Below are 21,146 nucleotides of genomic sequence, written 5' to 3'. Positions count from 1 at the left end.
ATGGTAGAGCCCAAACGTTATACCCCGCATCTTCTATACCAGAGAAGACAGAGAGAGCATCTTCGGGAGCAGTGGCGCAATTTCAAACTTGTGGTGGACTGGACAGTCTGGCTGTATCTGCTGATTCCGGGTCTGCTATATTTTATCGGCTGGTACACGAGTTTGTGGACGAAAGCACTGCCAGCATGGGCAACAAGTGTGCCCTTACCTTTGCTTACGGGGATTATCGAACTGATCATCTTGACAGGTGGAGTTCTGCTTTTTATCGAAGAAGCGGATGTATTGTTCCTGAAATCGAGAAGGGTATGGATGCGAACACTGATGATGCGAGGGCTTGTGCGGGTGACGGTGTTACAACTTGGAAAAATGATACTTATTACTGCACTTGTTGCACCACTGCTCGCTCATGTGTATGAAATGTCTCTTTTACAGATCGTGCTAACAAGTATCTGGTTGGGAACCGTAGCGTCGCTTCAAGTCATTGCTATACATATAATTAAAGTTCGATATACGGGATGGCGGCGCTGGCTCTCATTGACCTCGCTTGTGATCGCCATGGGATGGATGATTGTTCGCACATCGGCTTGGATGTCAGGGGACATGTATACGTGGAAAATCATGCTCAGTATTGCCGCCGTTTTGCTACTGCTCATTACGATGATCCAGATGAGATTACGTATGAAAGGTACGTTTGAAGGCGATGTGCGCGAGGATTTGAGAAGCAGGCTCAGGTTGACTGCACTGATGTTAAGTCAGGCTGTGAGGAAGCCGAAGTCTCCGCAGACACGAACAATCGTTTTTCGTAAACCTCGTAAATTATTCCGTAAACGTTCCATTCCAAATCGGACGGCAGAGATCGCTTTCAAAGCATTCTTTCGTAATTCCGAGACGTTGAAATTGTTTCTGCAACTAGGTGGGTTGTCTATCGCAGCGGTAGCTTTACCGCCGTTCCCGGTCAATGTCATTGTGTGTGGATTACTGGTGATTATGCTCACCGTGATGTTGTACCGTGCATGGGATGTACTGGCAACCTCGGAGTATGTTCAGCTTGTCACGTATGATTCTGCTGCGCTGCATGAGGCAGGCTCCATCATGGTGCGTATGTTACTGCTCCCGCTTATTGCGCTGATGGGGTATATCATGGGAGTGTTCTGGCTGGGCTGGCTTTCCGGTTTTCTGACGGCTGCATGCACAGTGGCATTGGGCTATGGTTCAGTGTCCGTTGCAGGCTTGATCAGACAGACTCGTTCATAGTTTGTTTTTGCATCACGATGAGTGAAAGGAATTTGCTATCCGGGGCGCATATCACTTGGTTGAACTGCCCATGCTATAGATGAAAAGTTAAGTGAAGCATGTGGAATTAGGGCGTCCTGTTTATGTATCTCTGGATTCATGGATGTCTTGATTTTCAATAGGTTTCACAGACTGGAGATAGAAATATCTATAGTGAGGAGGAGTAGATCATGATGGATAACGGTGAGCTTCAAGTGCATTTTTCCGATCCTTCGGCACTGCTTGAGGCAAAAGCAACCTTGGAGGAATTAGGCTATAAGCCATATCAATCTACACCACTTGAATTATATATTCCGACGGATCGTCAGGACCCGCAATCCGCAGTAGAGATCGTGCAATCACATGGAGGGAGTGCGGTGTTCGCTTCTTCAGTAGATCAACTGGATCAGTTCCAAAGCGTATCCATTCCGGCACATCTAGTGAATGAGGACTGGAACGAAAGCTATGCACGCGGTGGGAGCCAGGCGGTAAATCACGGTCAGAACGTTGAACAAAGTGTAGACCAGGGCGAGCATAATTATAGTGATGACCCGGTTTACGATGATTCGGCAGATGGATTTTCCGGTAGCGTTAAAGCCTGAGGATAGAACTACGAAACAGGAGAAACAGGGAAAACCAGACACGGCGCTAAAGATTAGAATTAAAGTGGCCACAACAGCAACACTTGTTGCCATTAACAACTCTAATAACGTGACAACACCAGTCCCAACACCAGTCCCAAGAACAGTACAAGAAACAGTACAAGAAACAGTACAAGAAACAGTACAAGAAACAGTACCAATTGCAGTTCTGCACCAATGTACTAGTCCGCAACTATGTTGCATTAAACGGCAAGGTGTATCTGGAACACTAATTAGAGCTGTAAAGAAGAGTTAAAACAAAACAAAGGGCACTCCGGTCATGGACAACGACATAGGGGGTGCCTTTTGCTTTGCGCAAACGTATGGTGTAGTAACTTTTATAGTGCCTCATCGGCCAGTGCTGTACCTGATTATTTTCTAACGATCACAGAGAACGCTATTTGGTCGATTTAGAGGTGTTTGAAAATCTAACGATCTCCAGAGACGTTATTTTAATAGAAATAGCTCATTTCAAGCTGGAAAGGCCTGTTTTGAGCCAAATAGCGTTCCTGGTGATCGTTAGAATTTGAAGAGGGTCAATATTCATGAAATAAGGTTTGTGGTGATCATTAGCGTTTAACGTATTACCTAGGCATTAACATGTTTGTACTCCGCGGCATGCATGCCCGCAGTATAGCCTGTAGAGAAAGCGGCGGTGATATTGTAACCTCCGGTGTAACCGTGAATATCGAGCACCTCGCCGCAAAAGAATAGTCCGGGCAGCAGCTTGGATTCCATCGTTTTGGGGTATATTTCCTTTAAGTGAACCCCACCTCCGGTAACAAAGGCTTCTTTAAGTGATCTTGTGCCGTCTACTCGGAAAGTGAAGGATTTCATCAATTCGCATAGATGGTTTAACATCCCTTTTGGAAAATGGTGAAATGTCAGATCGTCCCCGATCTCCGCTCGTTTCATCAATAGTGGAATCAGACGTTCAGGCACCCATGTTTTCAAAATATTTTTGACAGCCTTGCGTGACTCCTGCTCTAGGCCTTGCTTCACTTGTGCTTCCAGCGCAGCAGGGGTAAAGTCAGGGAAGAGATCGATGCTCATGGTGACCTGTGTATTCCCTGATTTCATCTGAACCTTGCGAATAAACTGACTGCAACGCAGGGCAACCGGGCCAGATACGCCAAAATGGGTGAAGATCATATCTCCGCGGTGAGAAATGACGGTTTTTCCTTTGGCATCCAGTACGGATAGCGCGATGTCACGCAGAGACAAGCCCTGCAATTCCTTGGACTGAATCCAGCTCTCCCCGGATACGATCGGCACCTCGGTTGGATACAATTCTGTGATGGTATGACCAGCTGCCTCTGCCCAAGGGTATCCGTCACCTGTGGAACCGGTTTGCGGCACAGATTTGCCGCCTGTTGCAATAATAACGGAGCGGCCGTGAATGATTTTGCCTGAAGCGAGCTTAACGCCCTGCACTTGCTGACCGTTATGAATAAGCTCTTTAACAGGTTCTTTCGTACGGATCTCGACACCAAGAGAAACAATTTTCCCGACAAGTGCATCAACAACCGTCTTGGCTTTGTCCGTGACGGGGAACATTCTTCCGTTATCTTCTTCTTTCAAGGCAATGCCGAGATTTTCAAAAAAACGCATGATACCCTGGTTGTCCAGATTTTGAAACGAGCTGTATAAAAAACGTCCATTACCCGGAATATGTCGAATAAGCTCATCCGTTTCTTTGGCATTGGTTACATTGCAGCGTCCTCCGCCGGAAATGCCCAGTTTGCGGCCTAATTGATCTCCTTTGTCCAGCAAAAGTACAGATGCTCCGTGCTCGGCAGCTGCCACACAAGCCATCAGACCTGCGGAACCACCGCCTATTACGATAACGTCATACATTTATGATTACCTTCTTTTTGATTGATTTTGTCTTTTTTTTTATAGACAATGTCTGTTACTGCCTTTTTCTGAAATCAGACAGGGTGATTCGATGTTCTATTATGCAGCCTAAAGGGATATATTGTAATATGCTGTCGCCTATGTTTTAATCAGAATTAAATGAGGGAATGTACAGGCAGAGGAGGAGATGACGTTGTGGTTGCGTTAAAGGACATTCTTTTACAAGTACTGCTGGCCGGATCGGCAGTATTCCTGATTCCCTTATTTTATTTGGGTCTCTCCAAACAACAGGTTATGCGAATGGATCATGCAGATCAAGTCAATTTCAGCTTTGCGGCAACAAGTATCATTAGTATGCTGCTCTGTTTACTTTTTGCATTATCCGTAGGTTCCGAGACCGTTCCTATATCCCTGAGTATTATCCCGGTTACTCTTGCGATTCTATATTGTAAAACCCACATAGGCGCTGCCTTGTCTATTCTACATATTCTCTTCTATTTTCTGTTAGCACATCCCTATGATCTGTACGGATTTCTTCTTCATACGGGAATACTTCTCTATCCTATTGTATGGTTGTCTGCCAAACGATTCAAGCATAATACATGTTCCCGCAAAATGAATACGGTCATCGCGCTGATTACCGCTGAACTGGCTGTCGCGAGTCTGTTATGGATGGTTTATGTCTATCCTGATACGACATATTCCAAGCTTTATCTGATTTTATCGGCACTTGGATATATGGCAGGTGCACTGGCTGCTGGGAGCATGAGTCAGCTGTGGCTGGATCGGATGGGACGTTATCGGGGAATGGAACAGCAACTATCTGAAGTGCATCACCATTACATGAGTGAAACAGAGAAACTGCACCAGATTCTGAATGCAGTACCTCTTTCTATAGCCACGGTAGATGTCGAAGGCAAAGTTGTGTTTGTAAACGAACTGATGAAACAAACGGCAAAAGAACAGCTTCCATGCACATCGGCACATAACTTGATTGGGCAACACGCCAGTCAATTTGTTGAGCATGAACAGGCAGATAAGATGGAACAAAGCATCCAGCAAGCCGTTGTCCATGGTGAAGTAAGTGTGCTGACGGTGCGATACGGCTCGCATGTATTTCTGTCCCGGACAGTGCCAATCTATGCTTATGCTGCGAAAGGCTCGAAGGAAGTATCTGGAGCTATGCTCATTATTCAGGATGTTACCGAGCTTGAGATGTTACGTAACGAACTTGATAATGTGGATCGTCTAAGCTTGGTGGGACAGATGGCGGCAAGCATTACACATGAGGTGCGCAACCCGATGGCTGTGGTGCGAGGGTTTCTTCAGTTAATGCAGGAAAAGAGTCCGGATTCCCTGAATCATTATTATCGGATCGTGATGGAGGAACTGGACAGAGCCAACAGTATCATCAATGATTTTCTGTCCCTGGCTCAGAACCGTATTGCCGAAAAAGAAGAATCACAATTACACGACATTATTCATGAACTCAGTCCTTTGCTATGGGCAGATGCCAATCTGCGAGGTCAGAGCATCGAACTGATGCTGGCCCATAACGTACCGAAGCTGCATCTGAATGCGAAAGAAATCAAACAAGTCGTACTGAATCTGGCTCGTAACGGAATGGAAGCCATGACCGAAAAAGGTGTGCTTACCTTGGAAACCCGTTTGGTCGATGACAGGGTGGAGCTGTGTGTGCACGATACGGGGCCAGGAATACCGCCGGTAAAGCAGGAAAAGCTGTTCGAACCGTTCTATACAACCAAAGCAAAAGGAACCGGACTGGGACTATCCATGTGTTTAAGCATTGTCGAGCGCCATAACGGCACAATTACCGTTGAGTCCGAAGAAGGTCATGGAACAACCTTTAAGGTGGCCTTCCAGAGTTAGCGTGTCAGCATATTTTGCCAGACCATTAGCCATAATAAGTGAGAGAAAGCTGTTCCGCAGGTGTTGTCTGAACCTTGCTTTCATTGCATGGGGATGTATAATAGGAATAGCACAGCGTGTATCCATTTTTTTCGATATGGACGCATTCGTTGGTGCATAGCTATTGTCCTCTAACTTTTCAAACGAGATCATAGAATAACCATTATAAGGAGTGAAACTGAATGTCGATGTCATTTGATCAATACATGAGAGATATGGTTCAGCCAATGCGGGATGAGCTGACTCGTCTGGGGATCCAGGAGCTGCGTACGCCGGAAGAGGTTGAAGCAAGCTTGCCGGATGCTAAAGGAACAGCACTGGTCGTAATTAACTCTGTATGCGGATGTGCAGCAGGTCAATGTCGTCCAGGGGTTGCTCAGGCACTTCAGAACGATTTAACACCGGATCACCTCTACACTGTATTTGCTGGTCAAGACAAGGAAGCAACGGCGAAAGCACGTGAATTCTTTGCACCATACCCGCCATCCTCACCGTCCATCGCTTTGCTGAAAGACGGAGAACTCGTTCACTTTATCGAGCGTCACCAAGTGGAAGATCGTTCTGCAGAGGAAATCGCGGCTGACCTGACAAGTGCGTTTGAACGTTACTGCCGTTAATCCGCTTCATAGAACGCCCCGCACTTCGGATGCCCGATGCCGGGGCGTTTCATTTTGGACAGATCAGGTTATTGAACCATTCGAACCTTTCTAGCTGCACATCCAATTACCTTTCAAGCTAAGTATCAAATACCTTTAAAATGTGGCATCAAAATCCTATTCATGTAGAAACGGGGTGTATGAACGATGAGTTTGCAACAACAGATCATCGCTGAATTGAAGGTTAAACCGAGTATTAATGAAGCTGAGGAAGTACGCAAGCGTGTGGATTTTCTTAAAACGTATGTCAAAAATTCCGGCACCAAAGGACTGCTGATCGCCATTAGCGGCGGTATCGACAGTGCTGTGGCAACGGCCCTTTGCAAACAAGCCACGGACGAGCTTACTGCAGAAAACAATCAAGAGTACAAAACGCTGGGTGTGTTCCAGCCTTATGGAGAGCAAGCGGATATTCAGGATAGTTATGCTGTAGCCAAAGCATACGATCTGAAGCATGTTGTGGAAACAAATATCGAGGATGCCGTGAATGAAATTGCTCTGGAAGTGGAGCAAGGCTTCAAATCTCTGGGGAGTCCGCGCCATATGACTCATCAAGGCAAAGGTAATGTGAAGGCCAGAACACGTATGGTGATGCAATATGCGCTTTCTTTTGAAGAAAACCTGCTGGTCGTAGGTACGGATCATGCATCCGAAGCGATCACCGGCTTTTACACCAAGTGGGGCGACGGGGCCGTGGATATTACGCCACTGAGCACACTCAACAAACGTCAGGTTCGTCAGCTGGCTGCTTACCTGAAAGTGCCGCAATCCATTCTGGACAAAGCGCCTTCTGCCGGATTATGGGAAGGACAAACCGATGAGGACGAGCTGGGTATCTCCTATGAGGCGAACAGCGATTACCTTGAAGGCAAGCAGATTGATCCTGCTGCGCAAGAGCGCTTAGAGGCGTTTTACACACGCACACATCACAAACGCAATGCGATTCCTGGCATTTAAGGTTGGGAATTCAGGAATTTAGAATGAATCTGGGCAACGTTTCATTTTTGCCAATGAGTTGTTGCATGAAAAAGAGTCACTGCCTTGAGCAGCGGCTCTTTTTGTTGTTCTAACTTACCGCATTTCATAGGGTGAAAATTTTAGCAAAAGTGGGAATGCGGATAACAGGTACTCGCATCCATGCACGCCTCCTGCTACAATAGAATACGTGTTCGGCAAGCAATGGATTCGTTGAAGTAAGGATTATCTTTTACAGCCTAAAAGATTAAGCGGGTGAATCGTTATGATATATGGCATTGGCAACGATGTATTAGAGATAGAACGGTTACGCAGGTTGCTGTCTGGCCGCCAGGCAGAGGCATTTATGAAACGTATTTTAACTCAGGCTGAACAGGAAATTGCAGCTAGGCGCGGGAAACGGATGGCGGAGTTTGTATCCGGGCGTTTTGCGGCCAAAGAGGCTGTATCTAAAGCATTCGGATGCGGGATCGGCGCTGTCATGGGTTTTCATGATATCGAAGTGTTACCTGATCCGTCCGGTCGTCCGGTCGCTACTTTGTCCAGTCAGGCCTGGGAGCGGCTTCAGCTACCTTGTGGTCAGAGGTACCAGATTCATCTAAGCATTACACATCAGACGGAATTGGCGGCGGCATTTGCCATTGTAGAGCAGGTACATGAAGTGGACGGGAAAGAGATATCAGGGAAATGCACAGGTGACCCGGATGAAGATAAAGGTTAGAAGCGTGAATCGTTATTGGGGTTGGATCAGGAGCATGAGCAAAGAGGAAAAGGCATGAACAGGTGCCAGAGCACGGGTGAACCGCTTGAGAATATTCGCATGGCCTAGGTCGACAGTTGCACGTATCTATTAGATCGGAGCCCTTTTTCATAAAAAAAGCCGAGGCACTGCCTTTTCATTTATATCGTGAAATTTTCAGAGAATCGTGGGTACAGGAAAGGATTGACATATGGGTTTACAAGAACAGAAACGACATTTCAGCGTGAATTTGCTGGAGTGGTACATGATTAATCGTCGGGATTTGCCGTGGCGTCGCCACAACAATCCGTATTTTACTTGGGTTTCGGAAATTATGCTGCAACAGACACGTGTAGATACGGTGATTCCGTATTTTAACCGATTTATCGGGAATTTCCCGACCGTTCAGGCACTTGCCGAGGCACCGGAGGAAGAGGTACTGAAAAATTGGGAAGGGCTCGGATATTATTCAAGGGCGCGTAATCTTCAGGCGGCAGCTAAGCAAGTTATGGAGCTGCACGGCGGGGAGATGCCGCAGGACAAGCAGAGCGTCTTTGCGTTAAAAGGAGTCGGCCCTTATACAGCAGGCGCCATTCTCAGCATTGCCTTTAACCAGCCGCAGCCAGCGGTGGACGGCAATGTGATGCGGGTGCTATCCCGATATTTCCTCATTGATGAGGATATTATGAAGGGTAGCACCCGGGTTTTGATGGAAGAGCTCGCGGGAGAGCTCATTCCGGAAGGGCGCGCGCGTGATTTCAATCAGGCGCTGATGGAGCTTGGCGCGCTGGTGTGTACACCCAAAGCGCCGCATTGCTTAACTTGCCCGGTGATGGAGCAATGTTCCGGCAGAATTGCCGGAAGGGAGCTTACGTTGCCGGTCAAGACCAAAGCGAAGCCGCCACGCCCTGAGCAGCGGCTGGTTGCCCTGGTGGAAGGCCGCGGTGCTCATCGCGGCCGTGTGCTTGTGCGCCAGCGCCCAGAGACAGGCCTGCTGGCCCGGATGTGGGAGCTGCCGCATGTGCTGGCGGCACCTGCCGCAGCGGGTAAGGCGGCAGCGCCGCTGGCGGATGAGCCGGCCATGGCTTTGCTGGCCGGCAGTCTGTGGGCGGAAGGCTTCGCCGCCCGCCCGGAAGGGCTGGCTACCCATGCGGAGCATGTGTTCAGCCACATTGTCTGGAGCCTGCAGGTGTACAAGTGCACCGAGCAGGACCAGAGCAGTGAGCTTCCGCTGATCGCCGCGGAAGCTAGAGCCGCCTACGATGAACAGGCGGCATCCCTAGCGGAACCAGCTCCAGCTGCAGAGTCATCTGCATCCAGCGCCGCTCAAGCGGCACACGAAGCGATGACAGGCAAAGGCGATGGCCTCACTTATCAATGGATTGGCCCGGAAGATATGGAGAAGCTGGCGTTCCCTAATGTATTTCTGAAGCTTCTTCGCAACTATTTTGCTGGAGCCTATGATGAAGTCATTGAGTAATAACGAGGCCGATTGGCTAACCATTGGGATTATATGAACCATCTCTAATGATGTGGGAGAGAAAGTGGGGGGATTTCTAACGATCTCCAGGAACCTTATTTTGCGAAAAATGAGGGCTTCAAAATTCTAACGATCATGAGAGAGGCTATTTCCCTCGAAAACGTGCATTTGGGGTAATATTTGACCGAAAATAGACAAATAGCGTCTCTGGAGATCGTTAGAATTTAGATCGGCTGAAAAAAGCGCAAATAGCGTTGCTGGTGATCGTTAGCGCAGGCTGGCAGCCGCCCGGTGAGCGCGTGGAACGGCCTGCCGGCATTGGGTCAAGTCCGGTGAGCGCGTGGCACGACCTGCCAGCATCGAGTTAAGTCTGGTGAACGTGTGGTGCGGCTTACCAGCATCGAGTTAAGTCCGGTGAACGCGTGGCACGGCCTACCAGCATCGAGTTAAGTCTGGTGAACGTGTGGCACGGCCTACCAGCATCGAGTTAAGTCCGGTGAACGCGTGGCACGGCCTACCAGCATTGAGTTAAGTTCCGGTGAGCGCGTGGCATGGCCCGCCAGCATTGAGTTAAGTTCCGATGAGCGCGTGGCATGGCCTGCCAGCATTGAGTTAAGTTCCGGTGAACGCGTGGTGCGGCCTGTCAGCATTGAGTTAAGTCCGGTGAGCGCGTGGCACGGCCTGCCAGCATCAAGCTCATCACCGGCCCCTCGATCAGGAATCACAAGCGTCGAGATATGCGTCGGAGCCCCTTGGCAAGCCTTAGTAAGCATGGGTCTCAGTTACAGGGCCCCTGCGGCACAGTCTGCAGACATTGCATCACGGCCTTCCATTAGAGGCTACAACATCCCGTTCTACCTGGCACGTGCCCCGCATATTCAGTATGCCTCACTCGAAAACAAAAAAGAGCCTGAATCGATCACAAGGATCGGTTCAGGCTCTTTTATTTGAACAGCGTGTTACTTCGCTGCCGCGTAGCGTTTGTTTACTTCATCCCAGTTGATTACATTCCAGAATGCACCGATGTAATCAGGACGTTTGTTTTGATATTTCAGGTAGTATGCGTGCTCCCAAACGTCAAGACCCAGAACTGGAGTCAGACCTTCGAAGAGTGGGCTGTCTTGGTTAGGCGTGCTAGTGATGGACAATTTGCCATCTTTGCCTACAACGAGCCATGCCCAGCCGGAACCGAAACGAGTTGTAGCTGCTTTAGCGAAGTCTTCTTTGAACTTGTCAAATCCGCCCAGTTCGCTGTCGATTGCTGCTGCGATGTCACCTGTAGGTGCGCCGCCGCCGTTTGGTCCGATGATTTCCCAGAACAAGCTGTGGTTAGCATGTCCGCCACCGTTGTTACGAACCGCTGTGCGGATGCTTTCCGGTACGCTGTCCAGGTTAGCGATCAGATCTTCCAAGCTTTTGTCTTGCAGTTCAGGAGCGCTTTCCAGAGCTGCGTTCAAGTTAGTTACGTAAGTGTTGTGATGGCGATCGTGGTGGATTTCCATCGTTTGTGCATCGATATGTGGTTCCAGTGCATCGTTAGCGTAAGGAAGTGCTGGTAATTGAAAAGCCATAGTGAAATACCTCCTGAGATTTTGTGATTTGTTGTTAAGGTACATATGTAATAATACCCTTGCCATTATTATTAAACCGCATTCGGGATAATTAATCAACATTTTTGTTTATTAAGTACCCCGAACCGTTAATCAAAAGCCGGGCCAGAGATAACAAACATATTTTACCCATTATGAGTAAAATTATGAGATTTCGACGGGGAAAACCGTTTAAATTCGAATTTAATCAATGTAAACGTTTACAATAAAGCGCTTTCAGAAGAAAATGCGTGTTTTATGGAGAAAAGTATGGTTTAATTGACGAAGAAGCGGTATTTTCTCGTTTTTTGTCATTATATGAACATCGGGTTTTTGGTAAAAGGGGATACCCTTTTTGGTAAAACCTCATCTAAGCTAACGAAAAGGGAGATTTAAGACATGCACGTTCGTTCCTTTCAGTTGAGTGATGCAAGCCAGATGACGGAGCTTCTCCAGGTTGCGCTATCGGAAGAGTGTTATGAGAACACGATGGGCCCGTTTGCCCGTCAATTGTCATGGGATTCTGACCTGATCATGGTTGCGGAAGAAGAGGGAGACCTCGTGGGCGCTTTGATTGGTACGATTGATCAAAACCAGGGATGCATCTACCGTATTGCGGTTCATCCAGACTATCGTCGCCGCGGCGTCGGTAAAACACTTGTCGAGGCTATGGAACAGCGGTTCCAGCAGCGTAAAGTCAGCCAGATTTGGGTGGCTGGTGATGAGCACAACAAAGCAGCCATGCCTTTGTATGAAGCAATGGGATATGGGGCCAATAAGATTCTGAGTGCTTTCCAGAAACTTAGTATTTTGTCCAAGGCTTAATCGATGTAGGTAAATTCGGTGTAGTTAGACAAAAAAATAAAGAGATTTTCATTTCATATTAGGCATATCTGTGCACGCATCATGGCGTGAGAGATATGCCTTTCTATTTGTATGAGGAGGAATCGGCTGATATGCATCCTGTTTCCTTTTTCCCAAAGCGTGTATAAAAGATTGTAATTGTCTGTATGCTGGTGGGCATCTCCAATTGTTTCGCTCTTCCAAATAGAGTAGACTGAAAAGGAGAACGACCAAGGTTATTCGTTATAATCTACAAACTGATAAATGAGGTGTCTCTTTGAATTCTAATATGCCTTCTATGGAGCATTCGACGTTTGAGGAGCAAAATCAGAAGCCTGTCCCCAAGCAAGCAACGAAGTCCTGGACAGCCGAACTGTGGGACTGGGTGAAGACCATTGTGGTGGCTTTTGTGATCATGATGCTACTTAACCTGTTTGTATTCAATCTGTCGATGGTCAAAGGACAGTCAATGCAGCCAACGCTGGTCGAGTCTGATCGTCTGTTTGTGAACAAGATGGTCTATCATTTCGGTGAACCGGCCCGGTCGGATGTGATCGTTCTTCGTGATCCGAGTGAAGATGCAGGCAAAAAAGATTTTCTGGTGAAACGAATCGTCGGACTTCCTGGAGATACAATTGAGGTCAGAGACCATCATCTATATGTAAATGGTGTACGGCAGGCAGAGAGTTATACCGACATTGAGGTACAGGACCCTGATTTTGGGCCGCTAACGCTGGCATCGGATCATTTCTTCGTCATGGGAGATAATCGTCATGAAGGCAAAAGCAAGGACAGCCGTGTGTTCGGGAGTATCACTTCCAGCGAGATTGTCGGCAAAGCCGAGTTTATTTTCTGGCCATTCTCCGAGATGAAAAAGCTGTAAAATGTTGGACCACAACAACTTCGAAGCGCAATTTGCGTTTAACCATACAGGCACGTAGACTGTACATTTAATCGTATGCAAGATATATATCGTTATAGTTCAGCGCCTGGTCTCTTAAGTGAGGCGGGCGTTCATTGTTTAAGGATAACGAGATTACGTGCCTGAAAGAAAAGAGGGAAGAACAATGACGAACGTACGGACCGGGGCAGCACAGGCCGCCTCCGTATGGGAAGCGTTAAAGCAGGAGATCAAGGCGGCAGGCCCGGAACTGGGAATAGATGATATCGGATTTGCTTCTGCGGACCCCTTTGTCTCTTTGAAGTCACTGCTGGAGCAGTCCCGGGATAAGGGGTATGCGTCAGGATTTGAAGAACCGGATATTGAAAAAAGAGTGCATCCCGCCCTCCCCGATGGGGAACCTGCTTCCCTGATCGCCATAGCTGTAGCTTATCCGTCCAAAATGGTCAATCCGCCGAAGTCGGAGCCTGGCGCGTACCGCGGTATTCTCGCCCGTTCGGCTTGGGGGCAGGATTATCACCAGGTGCTTCGCGCGGCGATGGACAAGCTGGTGAATTTTATCCGCGAACGCGTACCGGAAGCAATCATTGAAAGTATGGTGGATACAGGAGCGCTTGTGGATCGTGCCGTCTCGCAACGGGCGGGGATCGGATTCAGTGCCAAGAACTGTTCGATTATATCGCCCAAATTCGGTTCATGGATATTCCTTGGTGAGCTTGTCACGAACATTCCGTTCCCGCCGGATACTCCCGTGACCGAGGATTGCGGCGAATGCACGAAATGCATTGATGCCTGTCCTACAGGTGCCCTGGTTGGCCCTGGGCAGTTGAACGCGCAACGCTGCATTTCTTTTCTGACTCAGACTAAAGGGTTCCTGGATGAAGAGTTTATGTTAAAAATCGGCAACCGTCTGTACGGTTGTGATACATGTCAGATTGTATGTCCGAAAAATCGGGGCAAAAACTGGGATCATCATCCCGAGTTTCATCCCGATCCCGAGGTTGTTAAGCCTTTGTTGCTGCCGCTGCTGGATATCGGCAACCGTGAATTCAAGGAACGTTTCGGTCAAAGCTCTGCTGCATGGCGGGGCAAAAAGCCGATCCAGCGCAATGCGGTCATTGCACTAGGCAATTTCAAAGACAAAAGCGCTGTACCGAAACTAACGCAGGTACTGAAGCGTGATCCGCGTCCGGAACTGCGGGGAACCGCTGCCTGGGCGCTGAGCAGAATTGGAGGAGAAGACGCCATGAGAGCTATTGGGGAAGCTGCCGCGATCGAACAAGACGGTAACGTGCTAAGTATGCTGCAGAAGGCCAAGGAAAGATTGTTATCGTCCGAGACCTTACCCGATCGACCACAGGCGGAGCAAGTAAATGTGGGGAAGCAAGAACAAGTGAAGAAACAAGAACAGGCAGATACAGTTGAAGCTGTGCAACACACACAAACCGAACTTGTATCTCAGATAAGAGATACAGAGTTTGGAAGGGACATACAGTGGGCTACGAACGCTAGAAAGAGTGAAGGTGACGAGGAGCATGAGCAGTCTGTCTCTTCTGTCAAGCCGGAAGCAGCTGCATGGAAGCCATCCGCAGTAACCGGGCTTCACGGCACGCCTGTGTTCTATGATGAGGTGCTGACACCGATCGGGACACTTACCTTATGCGCAACCGATGAGGGACTGTGTCATATCGATTTTGGAGCTTTTCATGTTCGGGAAGCTCATCTGCAACAGTGGGCCCGTACGTGGGTCGGTGAATACCGATATGAGAAAAACGAAGAGAAGCTCAGCGAAGCTGCGGGGCAGCTAAAGCAGTATTTTGCTGGGGAAAGAACGACATTTGACTTGCAGCTTAAGCAGTATGGGACTGCATTCCAGCTACAAGTTTGGGAGGTTCTGTCCGATATATCTTATGGAGAAGCCTTAACCCACCAAGAGGTTGCGGAAAAGATCGGCAGGCCCAAGGCTGTACGTGCAGTTTTGGATGCTATTAGCAAGAACCCGATCCCGATTATTATTCCCTGTCATCGCATGAGCGGTAAAGACGGCACCCTGGTGGGTTACGCAGGCGGTCTGCAAACCAAGGAGCAATTGCTCGCATTGGAGCAGCAATCGTAAGAGCGGGGGACGTTCATGAAGTATGTAAACGTGGAAAGCGTGGAGGCGGGAGAGATTCTGGGCAAGACAGTGTACTCCAGTAACGGTACAGTATTGTTGTCTGCCGGAGTCGAACTCACCGTGTTTATGGTCAATACGCTGAAGCGTATCGGGGTTACCACGCTGTACATCCAGGATGAAGCTTATAAAGATGTAGAGATAGAAGATATTCTGGATGAAGCTACGAAACGGGCCATTATCAATGAGATGAGTGTTACGCTGGAAGCGGTACGGTCCGGAAAAGACTGGAGTCCGAAGAAAGTCGCGCTTAGTATAGACAAATTGTTGAATGATGTGCTAAACGGGCGAGAATTGCTGGTGCAGTTAACCGATATCCGAACCCAAGACAATGCACAATATGTTCATGCGATGAATGTCTGTTTGTTGTCTTCGGTTATTGGGCTGAATATGGGGCTTAACTACAATCAGCTCAAGGATCTGGCTGTAGGCGCCCTGCTACATGATATTGGAAAAGTAGGCGAAATCCCTGGCACCATGCCTTCTTCAAAGCTGCATCATACATGGCGTGGCTTTGAAGTGATCAAGAATAAACGTGAGTTCAGCTTGCTTGTTGCACACACTGCGCTACAGCATCATGAGCATGAAGATGGCACTGGTGTACCAAGAGGCATCAGGGGCAAAGATATCCATCTATTCGCCAAAATTGTAAGTGCGGCTAACATCTATGATAATCTCATTAACGGTTTGTCAGGCAGCAGCATGCTGCCGCATGAAGCGTGTGAGGAGATGATGGCGATGTCCGGAACGAAGCTGGACCGGGATATCCTGATTGAGTTTAACAAAAGTGTATCCGTATATCCCAACGGGACGGCCGTTCGGTTGTCTACGAAGGAAACGGGCGTCATTGTCCGCCAGCACCGTGGTCTGCCGGGCAGACCAATCATTCGGGTGGCTCGCGGTAGCACGCGTTATTCGTTAGATGTCGTTGAGATTGATCTGGCCAAACAAACAACGGTCTTTATTGAAGGTGTGCTGACTTAAAGCAGGAAAACTGGAAAATGCGTTTGCTCAGGACGTGTGGAAATGCTATGATAACTCTCAGGAAATCCGGTCGGTGTTATGTTTTGCATCATGGTATAAATCTTCATCATTCATGATGTGTACAAGCACAGATCATCAGTTTTTTTAGATTGCATATTGCATACAGAGGTGTCTAAGAGATGGAGATTGTAATACCGATTATTACATTGATTGTGGGTCTGGTCGGTGGATTTTTCATCGGGGTGTTTTACCTGCGTAAGCAGCTTGAGAAAATGCAAAGCGACCCTGACATGTTACAAAAAATGGCCAAGCAAATGGGTTATAACCTGAATGGCAAGCAAATGCAGCGTGCCCAGCAGATGATGAAGAACCAGCAACCAGGCGCCAAAATGCCTCAGCCGACTCAACATCCTGCGCGTAAAAACTCGGGCCGCCGAAAATAATAGCTGTGGGTAACTAAGTCGCTCGCAGGATGTGGTTCGAAAGGAGGCGCTTGGCAGTGGCTGGCGTGAAAGATTATTTGAATTCCAAAGTATCCGACAATCGGGAGAAGATCGAGTATCATGTCGAACAGATTCTCAAATTGATCGGAGAAGATAGCACACGTGAAGGGCTTCTGGAAACGCCTGCGCGTGTAACCCGGATGTACGAAGAGATTTTTGGTGGATATGAAGTGGATCCCCGTGACGTGCTCGGTGTCACCTTTGACGAGAATCACGAAGAACTGGTCATCGTGAAAGATATCGTGTACTACAGCCAGTGCGAGCACCATATGGCACCGTTCTTTGGTAAAGTCCATATCGGATATGTACCGAGCGGGAAAATTGTGGGTCTGAGCAAAATGGCACGTCTGGTTGAAGCGGTAACACGCCGTCTTCAAGTGCAGGAGCGAATTACATCACAGATTGCCGACATCTTGACAGAAGCGGTTGCACCCCATGGTGTGATGGTTGTCGTAGAAGGTGAGCACTTGTGCATGTGCTCCCGCGGCGTGAAGAAACCGGGCAGTAAGACAGTAACGTCTGCTGTACGTGGATCTTTCCGTGATAACCCTGCACAGCGTGCGGAGTTTCTGTCTTTGGTCAAAGAGTAATACTAAATAAGCCGAGTTCCTTGGGGAACCGGCTTATTTATATAGTTTTTTTTCGTACTTGTCGGAGGGACTGAAACTACATATGAATTCGATAGTCGGAGGTTATGGACGATGAATATACCTTCCCAATCCAACCAACTGCCTGAGCCAGAGAAGAGCGAGTTGACTGTACAGAAAATATCCGCTGATAAACATTCATCGCTGCGTTTGCAAATTTGGGAGACACCGCTTATGCGCCCTGGCAGCAGTGTGCTTGATGCTTTTGCATGGGAAGAAGTGATGTGCAGACGAGTGGGAGCAGGCCATCTACCTGTTGCTCATATATGGCGGCACCCAGATGCCTTTGTGGCCGGCTTACGCGATCGAAGGCTGCCTCGGGCAGTCGAAGCGATGGAGACTATCAGAGCTCAGGGGACAGCTGTATGTGTAAGGCCTTCTGGTGGTGCCGCCGTTCCGTTGAATCCGGGTGTTGTGAATGTATCGCTGATATTGCCTAATCCGGGTCACGCCATTAATATTCATGATGATTTCCGCGAGATGGCTTCGATCATTGCCGAGTCGTTAACTCCCTGGTCAACTCAGGCGCAGACCGGAGAAGTGCAGGGGGCGTTCTGTCCTGGGGATTATGATGTCAGCGTGGGTGGATTGAAATTTTGCGGTATTGCCCAGCGGCGTCAGGCCAAAGCCTACATCATTACTGCATTTATCATTGTGGAAGGTCAAGGGGATCGGCTTGCTGCGGAGGTGCGCAAATTCTATGAAGAGGCCTCGGGGGGCATAGCCGAAGGATATCCTGAGGTAAAGCATGGAACTATGGCAAGTTTGCAGGAGCTGGCAGGGGTGCCATCCACGGCTGCGTATACGGCTTCGCTGGTACGCACACTGCGCAACAGGTATCCTCATGCAGCGACAGAACGGTTGCTTTCTGTTGATGCGGATGATGTGTTGCGGACGGCAGAACAGATGAAACAGCGCTATGATTGAGTTCTTTTGCAGGTAGGCTTGGAATCGGTGAAGAGAGATGGTATGATGTGATTTCGGAAGGAGAGGATTTAGAGTGGAAACATTGCGATATACATACCTGTATGAAGTCATTTCGACAGGTGAAACATCAGAATTCAGCCAAATGGCAACCAGTAAAGAAGAGGCGGCTGCCCTGATTGTGGCACGTATTGCCGATCTGGAGTTCACAGAAGAGTCCGATATCAAACTGGGTGATCTGATCGCCATCAGCAAACAGGTTGGCGACAACTATGTAGCGTGCGAGGGCTGTGCTTCTTAACATAGGTATATTATGAATCGATTGTAATATGAAGTCGATATTGAGGCGAATCTCTAATGAGAGGTTCGCTTTTTTGTTTCCTCGCGTAAGTCGGATAATATCGCATAAATTTGGGTTTTATCCAGCTATAAGAATAATGTCAACAGGTTTCAACGAGATATCTTTCAGTCATAGGCTGGAGATATCTCGTTTTTCATTTAATAAAGGATTTAATATTCCGCAGGTGTTACAACATGCTAGTAAGGCGGCCACAACAGCTTGCGTGCGGTTTCGTACCGTTCAGCGACAGCAGGCCAGTAGACGACATTCCACCAGTCTTCGATGTACTTTTTGCGTTCGTTTTGATGCTTGAGATAGTAGGCGTGCTCCCATACATCCAGTGGCAGGAGTGGAACGATATCCGATTGGGACAGATTCTGATGTTTTTCAGCCTGCAAAATTTCCAAGCGGTGAGCTCGCGGACTCCAGACCAGCATTGCCCAGCCGCTACCTTCCACCTTGTTAGCTGCCTCGGTAAATTGATTTTTGAATGCTTCATAGCTACCAAAATCACGTTTGATCTGCTCTGCAAGCATTCCGGCAGGCTTGCCGCCGCCTGCCGGGTTCATAATGGTCCAAAAGATGGTATGCAGATAATGTCCTGCTCCATTAAAGGCTAGCTCACGCTCCCAGTGTTTGATGAGTTCAAAATTGTTCTTTTTTCGGGATTCCGCGAGTTTCTTCTCCGCAACGTTCAAACCGTCCACGTAGGACTGATGGTGCTTGTCATGATGAATGCGCATCGTCAGCTCATCAATGTGCGGCTCCAGCGCATTATATGCGTAAGGGAGGGGAGGTAACGTGTGCCCGCCAATGGGAACCGGCTTTTCTCTTACCGGGGCAGAAGCAGGCAGCGTTTCGGCAGGAGCCGTCCCACCCGTTGATGGTTGGAGTGACGACGATTGTACCTGTGCAGATGCGGCAAGGGAACCATTGGCATTGGTTTGCCCGGCAGAAGTAGCCTGTAATTCCGTTGCTTCTAGACGTGTGTCTTGGGCGACCTTGGAGTTAATGTTGTGTAGTGCATTCTCTAGCAACATCGATGGTGCCGGTTCTGTCTCACGCAAAATGCCGGGTTGGCTCAGCGTTTCTAATACCCCCAGGAAATACTCCGATTCGCGGATGATATGCAAGATGAAGGTTTGAGCAAGTGGGGCCGCACGCACCGCTGCACTTTGCTCCAGCATGATATAAAGTTGCTTGATAAACTCTTTGGACTGATGCTTTGCTGTCTGGACGAGTTGATCTATACTTCGCATGATATAGGGAGCAGGCGGCTGGGTTGCAGGCAACAGCTGTTTTATCAACTGATTTGCCACTCGCTCACTGTTCGCAAAGGCTGCTTCCCATTCCTCCAGAAGTTTAACGTAGGAGGGCTCAAGGTCCGGAACCAGTGTGCGAATGATAAGCGTGTGTTCTTTCTCTTGCTCTTTCCAGAAACGGATTTCTTCCAGCGTCCGTAGAGGAAGCAGATGGCCGTATCCATCGCAGTTCATATGTGTTATACCTCCAATCTTTCAGATTATTTCTTCGTCCAATTACCTTTGCTCTGTCTCAACAGTGTATTCTTGGGACGCATTGTCCTATGTGTATAAAAAAAGAGCCCCGGAGGGCTCTAAACAGATCGAAATGTTGCATATCATTTGGATTGGTGGACTAAATTAGCTTATTACTTCCGGTTTTGCTGCACATCCTCACTGCTTGTCTTCGTCACATGACTAAGGAAAATCGAAACGCGGCGCAGATATTCCTTTGGATGCTCCCGGAAGATCAGTTCATGATGCGCTCCTTGCACAATCCATTCTTCTGAATAGGGATTCGTCTGATTAGCGGCAAGTTGTTCAGCAATCGGGTAAGGGGCCTTCTCATCTTCTGTACCGTGAATAAAGAAGATCGGGAACGGATAGTCCTTTTTCTTCACTTCCTGATACGGGATTTGCTGCAAGCCGGTACCGTTCAAGATCGGGAAGAGCAACTTCATAATTTCGAGCGTAGGCTGACGCGGCAGGTTGATCTGATTATGAATGTTGTGGTACAGCGTATCCGGCTCCAGCAGGAACGTACTGTCCAGAATCATGGCATCTACCTCTTTGGTTAACAGTCCGGTTTGCAGAGCCGTTCCCGCTCCCATGGAAAATCCCCAGACGACCAGTTCCTGCGCACCGCGCTGTTTAGCAAACTGAATAGCTCCCAGCAATTGCTGAGACTCGGCTTTACCACCTGTTGCTACCGCTCGGTTGACCTGGGAGGCAAAGCCGTAATCGAACATCACCACGTTAAACCCGAGCTGGTGTGCGTAATGGGCGAGGTCATACATAGGCACCCAGGTTTCCTCCCGATTGGCTCCATAACCGTGGCTGAAGATGATGGTTTTGCCTGTATCGGTATTCGCAGGGATATACCAGCCTTGCATGGTTCGGCTACCGTCGGCCGCAGGGAATGTAATGTCCTCATATTTCATGTTTTTGGCCTGCATCGGGTTCGAAAACACCGGTGCGACCGTAGGGTTGGAGAGCACCCATGCAATATAACCGTGTAAGGCAATAAAACAAAACAACAGAAAAAATACAACGGAGAGCAGCAACGCTACGACAATATGTTTGAACCGAATCAGCCTCGGTGACAACGAAGAGGGCAGATCGGACACTTTGGTATGCAGCGGGGCTTCGCTCTGGGATGTCGGATACATGCAC

General features: G+C 48.5%; 20 protein-coding genes. 16 read left to right on the top strand and 4 right to left on the bottom strand.

What is annotated here, in order from left to right; translation table 11 throughout:
- Together Q9R46_RS23455 and Q9R46_RS23450 are read left to right on the top strand one after the other, a co-directional pair.
- The gene (locus Q9R46_RS23455) at positions 1 to 1,254 is read left to right on the top strand and encodes an ABC transporter permease (protein ID WP_311281998.1); all 1,254 of its coding nucleotides are present in this window, start codon (positions 1 to 3) and stop codon (positions 1,252 to 1,254) included.
- Between the two features lie 209 nt (positions 1,255 to 1,463).
- On the top strand, positions 1,464 to 1,874 hold the full coding sequence (locus Q9R46_RS23450) for a hypothetical protein (protein WP_145415372.1): 411 nt from the start codon (positions 1,464 to 1,466) through the stop codon (positions 1,872 to 1,874).
- A gap of 627 nt (positions 1,875 to 2,501) precedes the next feature.
- On the opposite strand, the gene Q9R46_RS23445 is transcribed toward Q9R46_RS23450, so the two are convergent.
- A complete protein-coding gene (locus Q9R46_RS23445) occupies positions 2,502 to 3,770 on the bottom strand; it encodes a BaiN/RdsA family NAD(P)/FAD-dependent oxidoreductase (protein ID WP_145336118.1) in 1,269 nt (422 codons plus the stop codon).
- 195 nt (positions 3,771 to 3,965) lie between these two features.
- On the opposite strand from Q9R46_RS23445, the gene Q9R46_RS23440 reads away from it, so the two are divergent.
- The 6 genes from Q9R46_RS23440 (at position 3,966) to Q9R46_RS23415 (ending at position 10,500) form a co-directional block, all read left to right on the top strand.
- Entirely contained in the window at positions 3,966 to 5,660 is a 1,695-nt protein-coding gene (locus Q9R46_RS23440; protein ID WP_311281997.1) for a two-component system sensor histidine kinase NtrB, read from the top strand.
- 221 nt (positions 5,661 to 5,881) lie between these two features.
- The gene (locus tag Q9R46_RS23435) at positions 5,882 to 6,316 is read left to right on the top strand and encodes a BrxA/BrxB family bacilliredoxin (protein ID WP_090924929.1); all 435 of its coding nucleotides are present in this window, start codon (positions 5,882 to 5,884) and stop codon (positions 6,314 to 6,316) included.
- Positions 6,317 to 6,502: 186 nt separating this feature from the next.
- Positions 6,503 to 7,312: an ammonia-dependent NAD(+) synthetase gene (gene nadE, locus Q9R46_RS23430; protein ID WP_090924930.1), complete on the top strand. Its 810-nt coding sequence runs from the start codon at positions 6,503 to 6,505 to the stop codon at positions 7,310 to 7,312.
- 283 nt (positions 7,313 to 7,595) lie between these two features.
- Positions 7,596 to 8,051: a holo-ACP synthase gene (gene acpS / locus Q9R46_RS23425; protein ID WP_311281996.1), complete on the top strand. Its 456-nt coding sequence runs from the start codon at positions 7,596 to 7,598 to the stop codon at positions 8,049 to 8,051.
- A 229-nt stretch (positions 8,052 to 8,280) separates the two neighbouring features.
- A complete protein-coding gene (mutY, locus tag Q9R46_RS23420; protein ID WP_311281995.1) occupies positions 8,281 to 9,549 on the top strand; it encodes an A/G-specific adenine glycosylase in 1,269 nt (422 codons plus the stop codon).
- A gap of 504 nt (positions 9,550 to 10,053) precedes the next feature.
- On the top strand, positions 10,054 to 10,500 hold the full coding sequence (locus tag Q9R46_RS23415) for a hypothetical protein (protein WP_311281994.1): 447 nt from the start codon (positions 10,054 to 10,056) through the stop codon (positions 10,498 to 10,500).
- Positions 10,501 to 10,508: 8 nt separating this feature from the next.
- On the opposite strand, the gene Q9R46_RS23410 is transcribed toward Q9R46_RS23415, so the two are convergent.
- Positions 10,509 to 11,120 carry a superoxide dismutase gene (locus Q9R46_RS23410; RefSeq protein ID WP_145336127.1) on the bottom strand — a complete coding sequence of 204 codons (612 nt, stop codon included), beginning with the start codon at positions 11,118 to 11,120 and terminating at the stop codon, positions 10,509 to 10,511.
- Positions 11,121 to 11,537: 417 nt separating this feature from the next.
- On the opposite strand from Q9R46_RS23410, the gene Q9R46_RS23405 reads away from it, so the two are divergent.
- From Q9R46_RS23405 to Q9R46_RS23370, 8 genes are all read left to right on the top strand, one after another.
- Entirely contained in the window at positions 11,538 to 11,963 is a 426-nt protein-coding gene (locus Q9R46_RS23405; protein ID WP_090924581.1) for a GNAT family N-acetyltransferase, read from the top strand.
- 316 nt (positions 11,964 to 12,279) lie between these two features.
- Positions 12,280 to 12,864, top strand: coding sequence for a signal peptidase I (gene lepB / locus Q9R46_RS23400; RefSeq protein ID WP_311282032.1), 585 nt, complete (start codon positions 12,280 to 12,282; stop codon positions 12,862 to 12,864).
- A gap of 184 nt (positions 12,865 to 13,048) precedes the next feature.
- Positions 13,049 to 14,998: a tRNA epoxyqueuosine(34) reductase QueG gene (queG, locus tag Q9R46_RS23395; protein ID WP_311281993.1), complete on the top strand. Its 1,950-nt coding sequence runs from the start codon at positions 13,049 to 13,051 to the stop codon at positions 14,996 to 14,998.
- Positions 14,999 to 15,013: 15 nt separating this feature from the next.
- On the top strand, positions 15,014 to 16,039 hold the full coding sequence (locus Q9R46_RS23390) for an HD-GYP domain-containing protein (RefSeq protein WP_145336131.1): 1,026 nt from the start codon (positions 15,014 to 15,016) through the stop codon (positions 16,037 to 16,039).
- Positions 16,040 to 16,218: 179 nt separating this feature from the next.
- On the top strand, positions 16,219 to 16,482 hold the full coding sequence (locus Q9R46_RS23385; protein WP_123066848.1) for a YneF family protein: 264 nt from the start codon (positions 16,219 to 16,221) through the stop codon (positions 16,480 to 16,482).
- 56 nt (positions 16,483 to 16,538) lie between these two features.
- On the top strand, positions 16,539 to 17,132 hold the full coding sequence (gene folE / locus Q9R46_RS23380; protein ID WP_145336133.1) for a GTP cyclohydrolase I FolE: 594 nt from the start codon (positions 16,539 to 16,541) through the stop codon (positions 17,130 to 17,132).
- A 111-nt stretch (positions 17,133 to 17,243) separates the two neighbouring features.
- Positions 17,244 to 18,116 (top strand): lipoate--protein ligase family protein, encoded by an 873-nt coding sequence (locus tag Q9R46_RS23375; RefSeq protein WP_311281992.1) that lies wholly within the window; start codon positions 17,244 to 17,246, stop codon positions 18,114 to 18,116.
- Positions 18,117 to 18,189: 73 nt separating this feature from the next.
- Positions 18,190 to 18,414: a hypothetical protein gene (locus tag Q9R46_RS23370; RefSeq protein ID WP_145336135.1), complete on the top strand. Its 225-nt coding sequence runs from the start codon at positions 18,190 to 18,192 to the stop codon at positions 18,412 to 18,414.
- Between the two features lie 236 nt (positions 18,415 to 18,650).
- Here Q9R46_RS23370 and Q9R46_RS23365 read toward each other — a convergent pair whose 3' ends face one another.
- Positions 18,651 to 19,949, bottom strand: coding sequence for a Fe-Mn family superoxide dismutase (locus tag Q9R46_RS23365; RefSeq protein WP_311281991.1), 1,299 nt, complete (start codon positions 19,947 to 19,949; stop codon positions 18,651 to 18,653).
- A gap of 173 nt (positions 19,950 to 20,122) precedes the next feature.
- Positions 20,123 to 21,142 (bottom strand): alpha/beta hydrolase, encoded by a 1,020-nt coding sequence (locus Q9R46_RS23360; RefSeq protein WP_145336141.1) that lies wholly within the window; start codon positions 21,140 to 21,142, stop codon positions 20,123 to 20,125.
- Positions 21,143 to 21,146: the final 4 nt, after the last annotated feature.

It is taken from the genome of Paenibacillus sp. RRE4, from assembly GCF_031844205.1.
GTDB classification, from domain to species: domain Bacteria; phylum Bacillota; class Bacilli; order Paenibacillales; family Paenibacillaceae; genus Paenibacillus; species Paenibacillus xylanexedens_B.
This window is presented reverse-complemented; position numbering and strand designations above follow the sequence as displayed.

What these genes read in the sequence shown, in the direction of transcription:
- Q9R46_RS23365 (WP_311281991.1), bottom strand. Translation starts at nt 19,949, where the DNA reads ATGAACTGCGATGGATACGGCCATCTGCTTCCTCTACGGACGCTGGAA.
- nadE (WP_090924930.1), top strand. Translation starts at nt 6,503, where the DNA reads ATGAGTTTGCAACAACAGATCATCGCTGAATTGAAGGTTAAACCGAGT.
- Q9R46_RS23390 (WP_145336131.1), top strand. Translation starts at nt 15,014, where the DNA reads ATGAAGTATGTAAACGTGGAAAGCGTGGAGGCGGGAGAGATTCTGGGC.
- Q9R46_RS23450 (WP_145415372.1), top strand. Translation starts at nt 1,464, where the DNA reads ATGATGGATAACGGTGAGCTTCAAGTGCATTTTTCCGATCCTTCGGCA.
- queG (WP_311281993.1), top strand. Translation starts at nt 13,049, where the DNA reads ATGACGAACGTACGGACCGGGGCAGCACAGGCCGCCTCCGTATGGGAA.
- Q9R46_RS23410 (WP_145336127.1), bottom strand. Translation starts at nt 11,120, where the DNA reads ATGGCTTTTCAATTACCAGCACTTCCTTACGCTAACGATGCACTGGAA.
- acpS (WP_311281996.1), top strand. Translation starts at nt 7,596, where the DNA reads ATGATATATGGCATTGGCAACGATGTATTAGAGATAGAACGGTTACGC.
- Q9R46_RS23405 (WP_090924581.1), top strand. Translation starts at nt 11,538, where the DNA reads ATGCACGTTCGTTCCTTTCAGTTGAGTGATGCAAGCCAGATGACGGAG.
- mutY (WP_311281995.1), top strand. Translation starts at nt 8,281, where the DNA reads ATGGGTTTACAAGAACAGAAACGACATTTCAGCGTGAATTTGCTGGAG.
- Q9R46_RS23360 (WP_145336141.1), bottom strand. Translation starts at nt 21,142, where the DNA reads ATGTATCCGACATCCCAGAGCGAAGCCCCGCTGCATACCAAAGTGTCC.
- Q9R46_RS23435 (WP_090924929.1), top strand. Translation starts at nt 5,882, where the DNA reads ATGTCGATGTCATTTGATCAATACATGAGAGATATGGTTCAGCCAATG.
- Q9R46_RS23455 (WP_311281998.1), top strand. Translation starts at nt 1, where the DNA reads ATGGTAGAGCCCAAACGTTATACCCCGCATCTTCTATACCAGAGAAGA.
- Q9R46_RS23385 (WP_123066848.1), top strand. Translation starts at nt 16,219, where the DNA reads ATGGAGATTGTAATACCGATTATTACATTGATTGTGGGTCTGGTCGGT.
- Q9R46_RS23445 (WP_145336118.1), bottom strand. Translation starts at nt 3,770, where the DNA reads ATGTATGACGTTATCGTAATAGGCGGTGGTTCCGCAGGTCTGATGGCT.
- Q9R46_RS23375 (WP_311281992.1), top strand. Translation starts at nt 17,244, where the DNA reads ATGAATATACCTTCCCAATCCAACCAACTGCCTGAGCCAGAGAAGAGC.
- lepB (WP_311282032.1), top strand. Translation starts at nt 12,280, where the DNA reads ATGGAGCATTCGACGTTTGAGGAGCAAAATCAGAAGCCTGTCCCCAAG.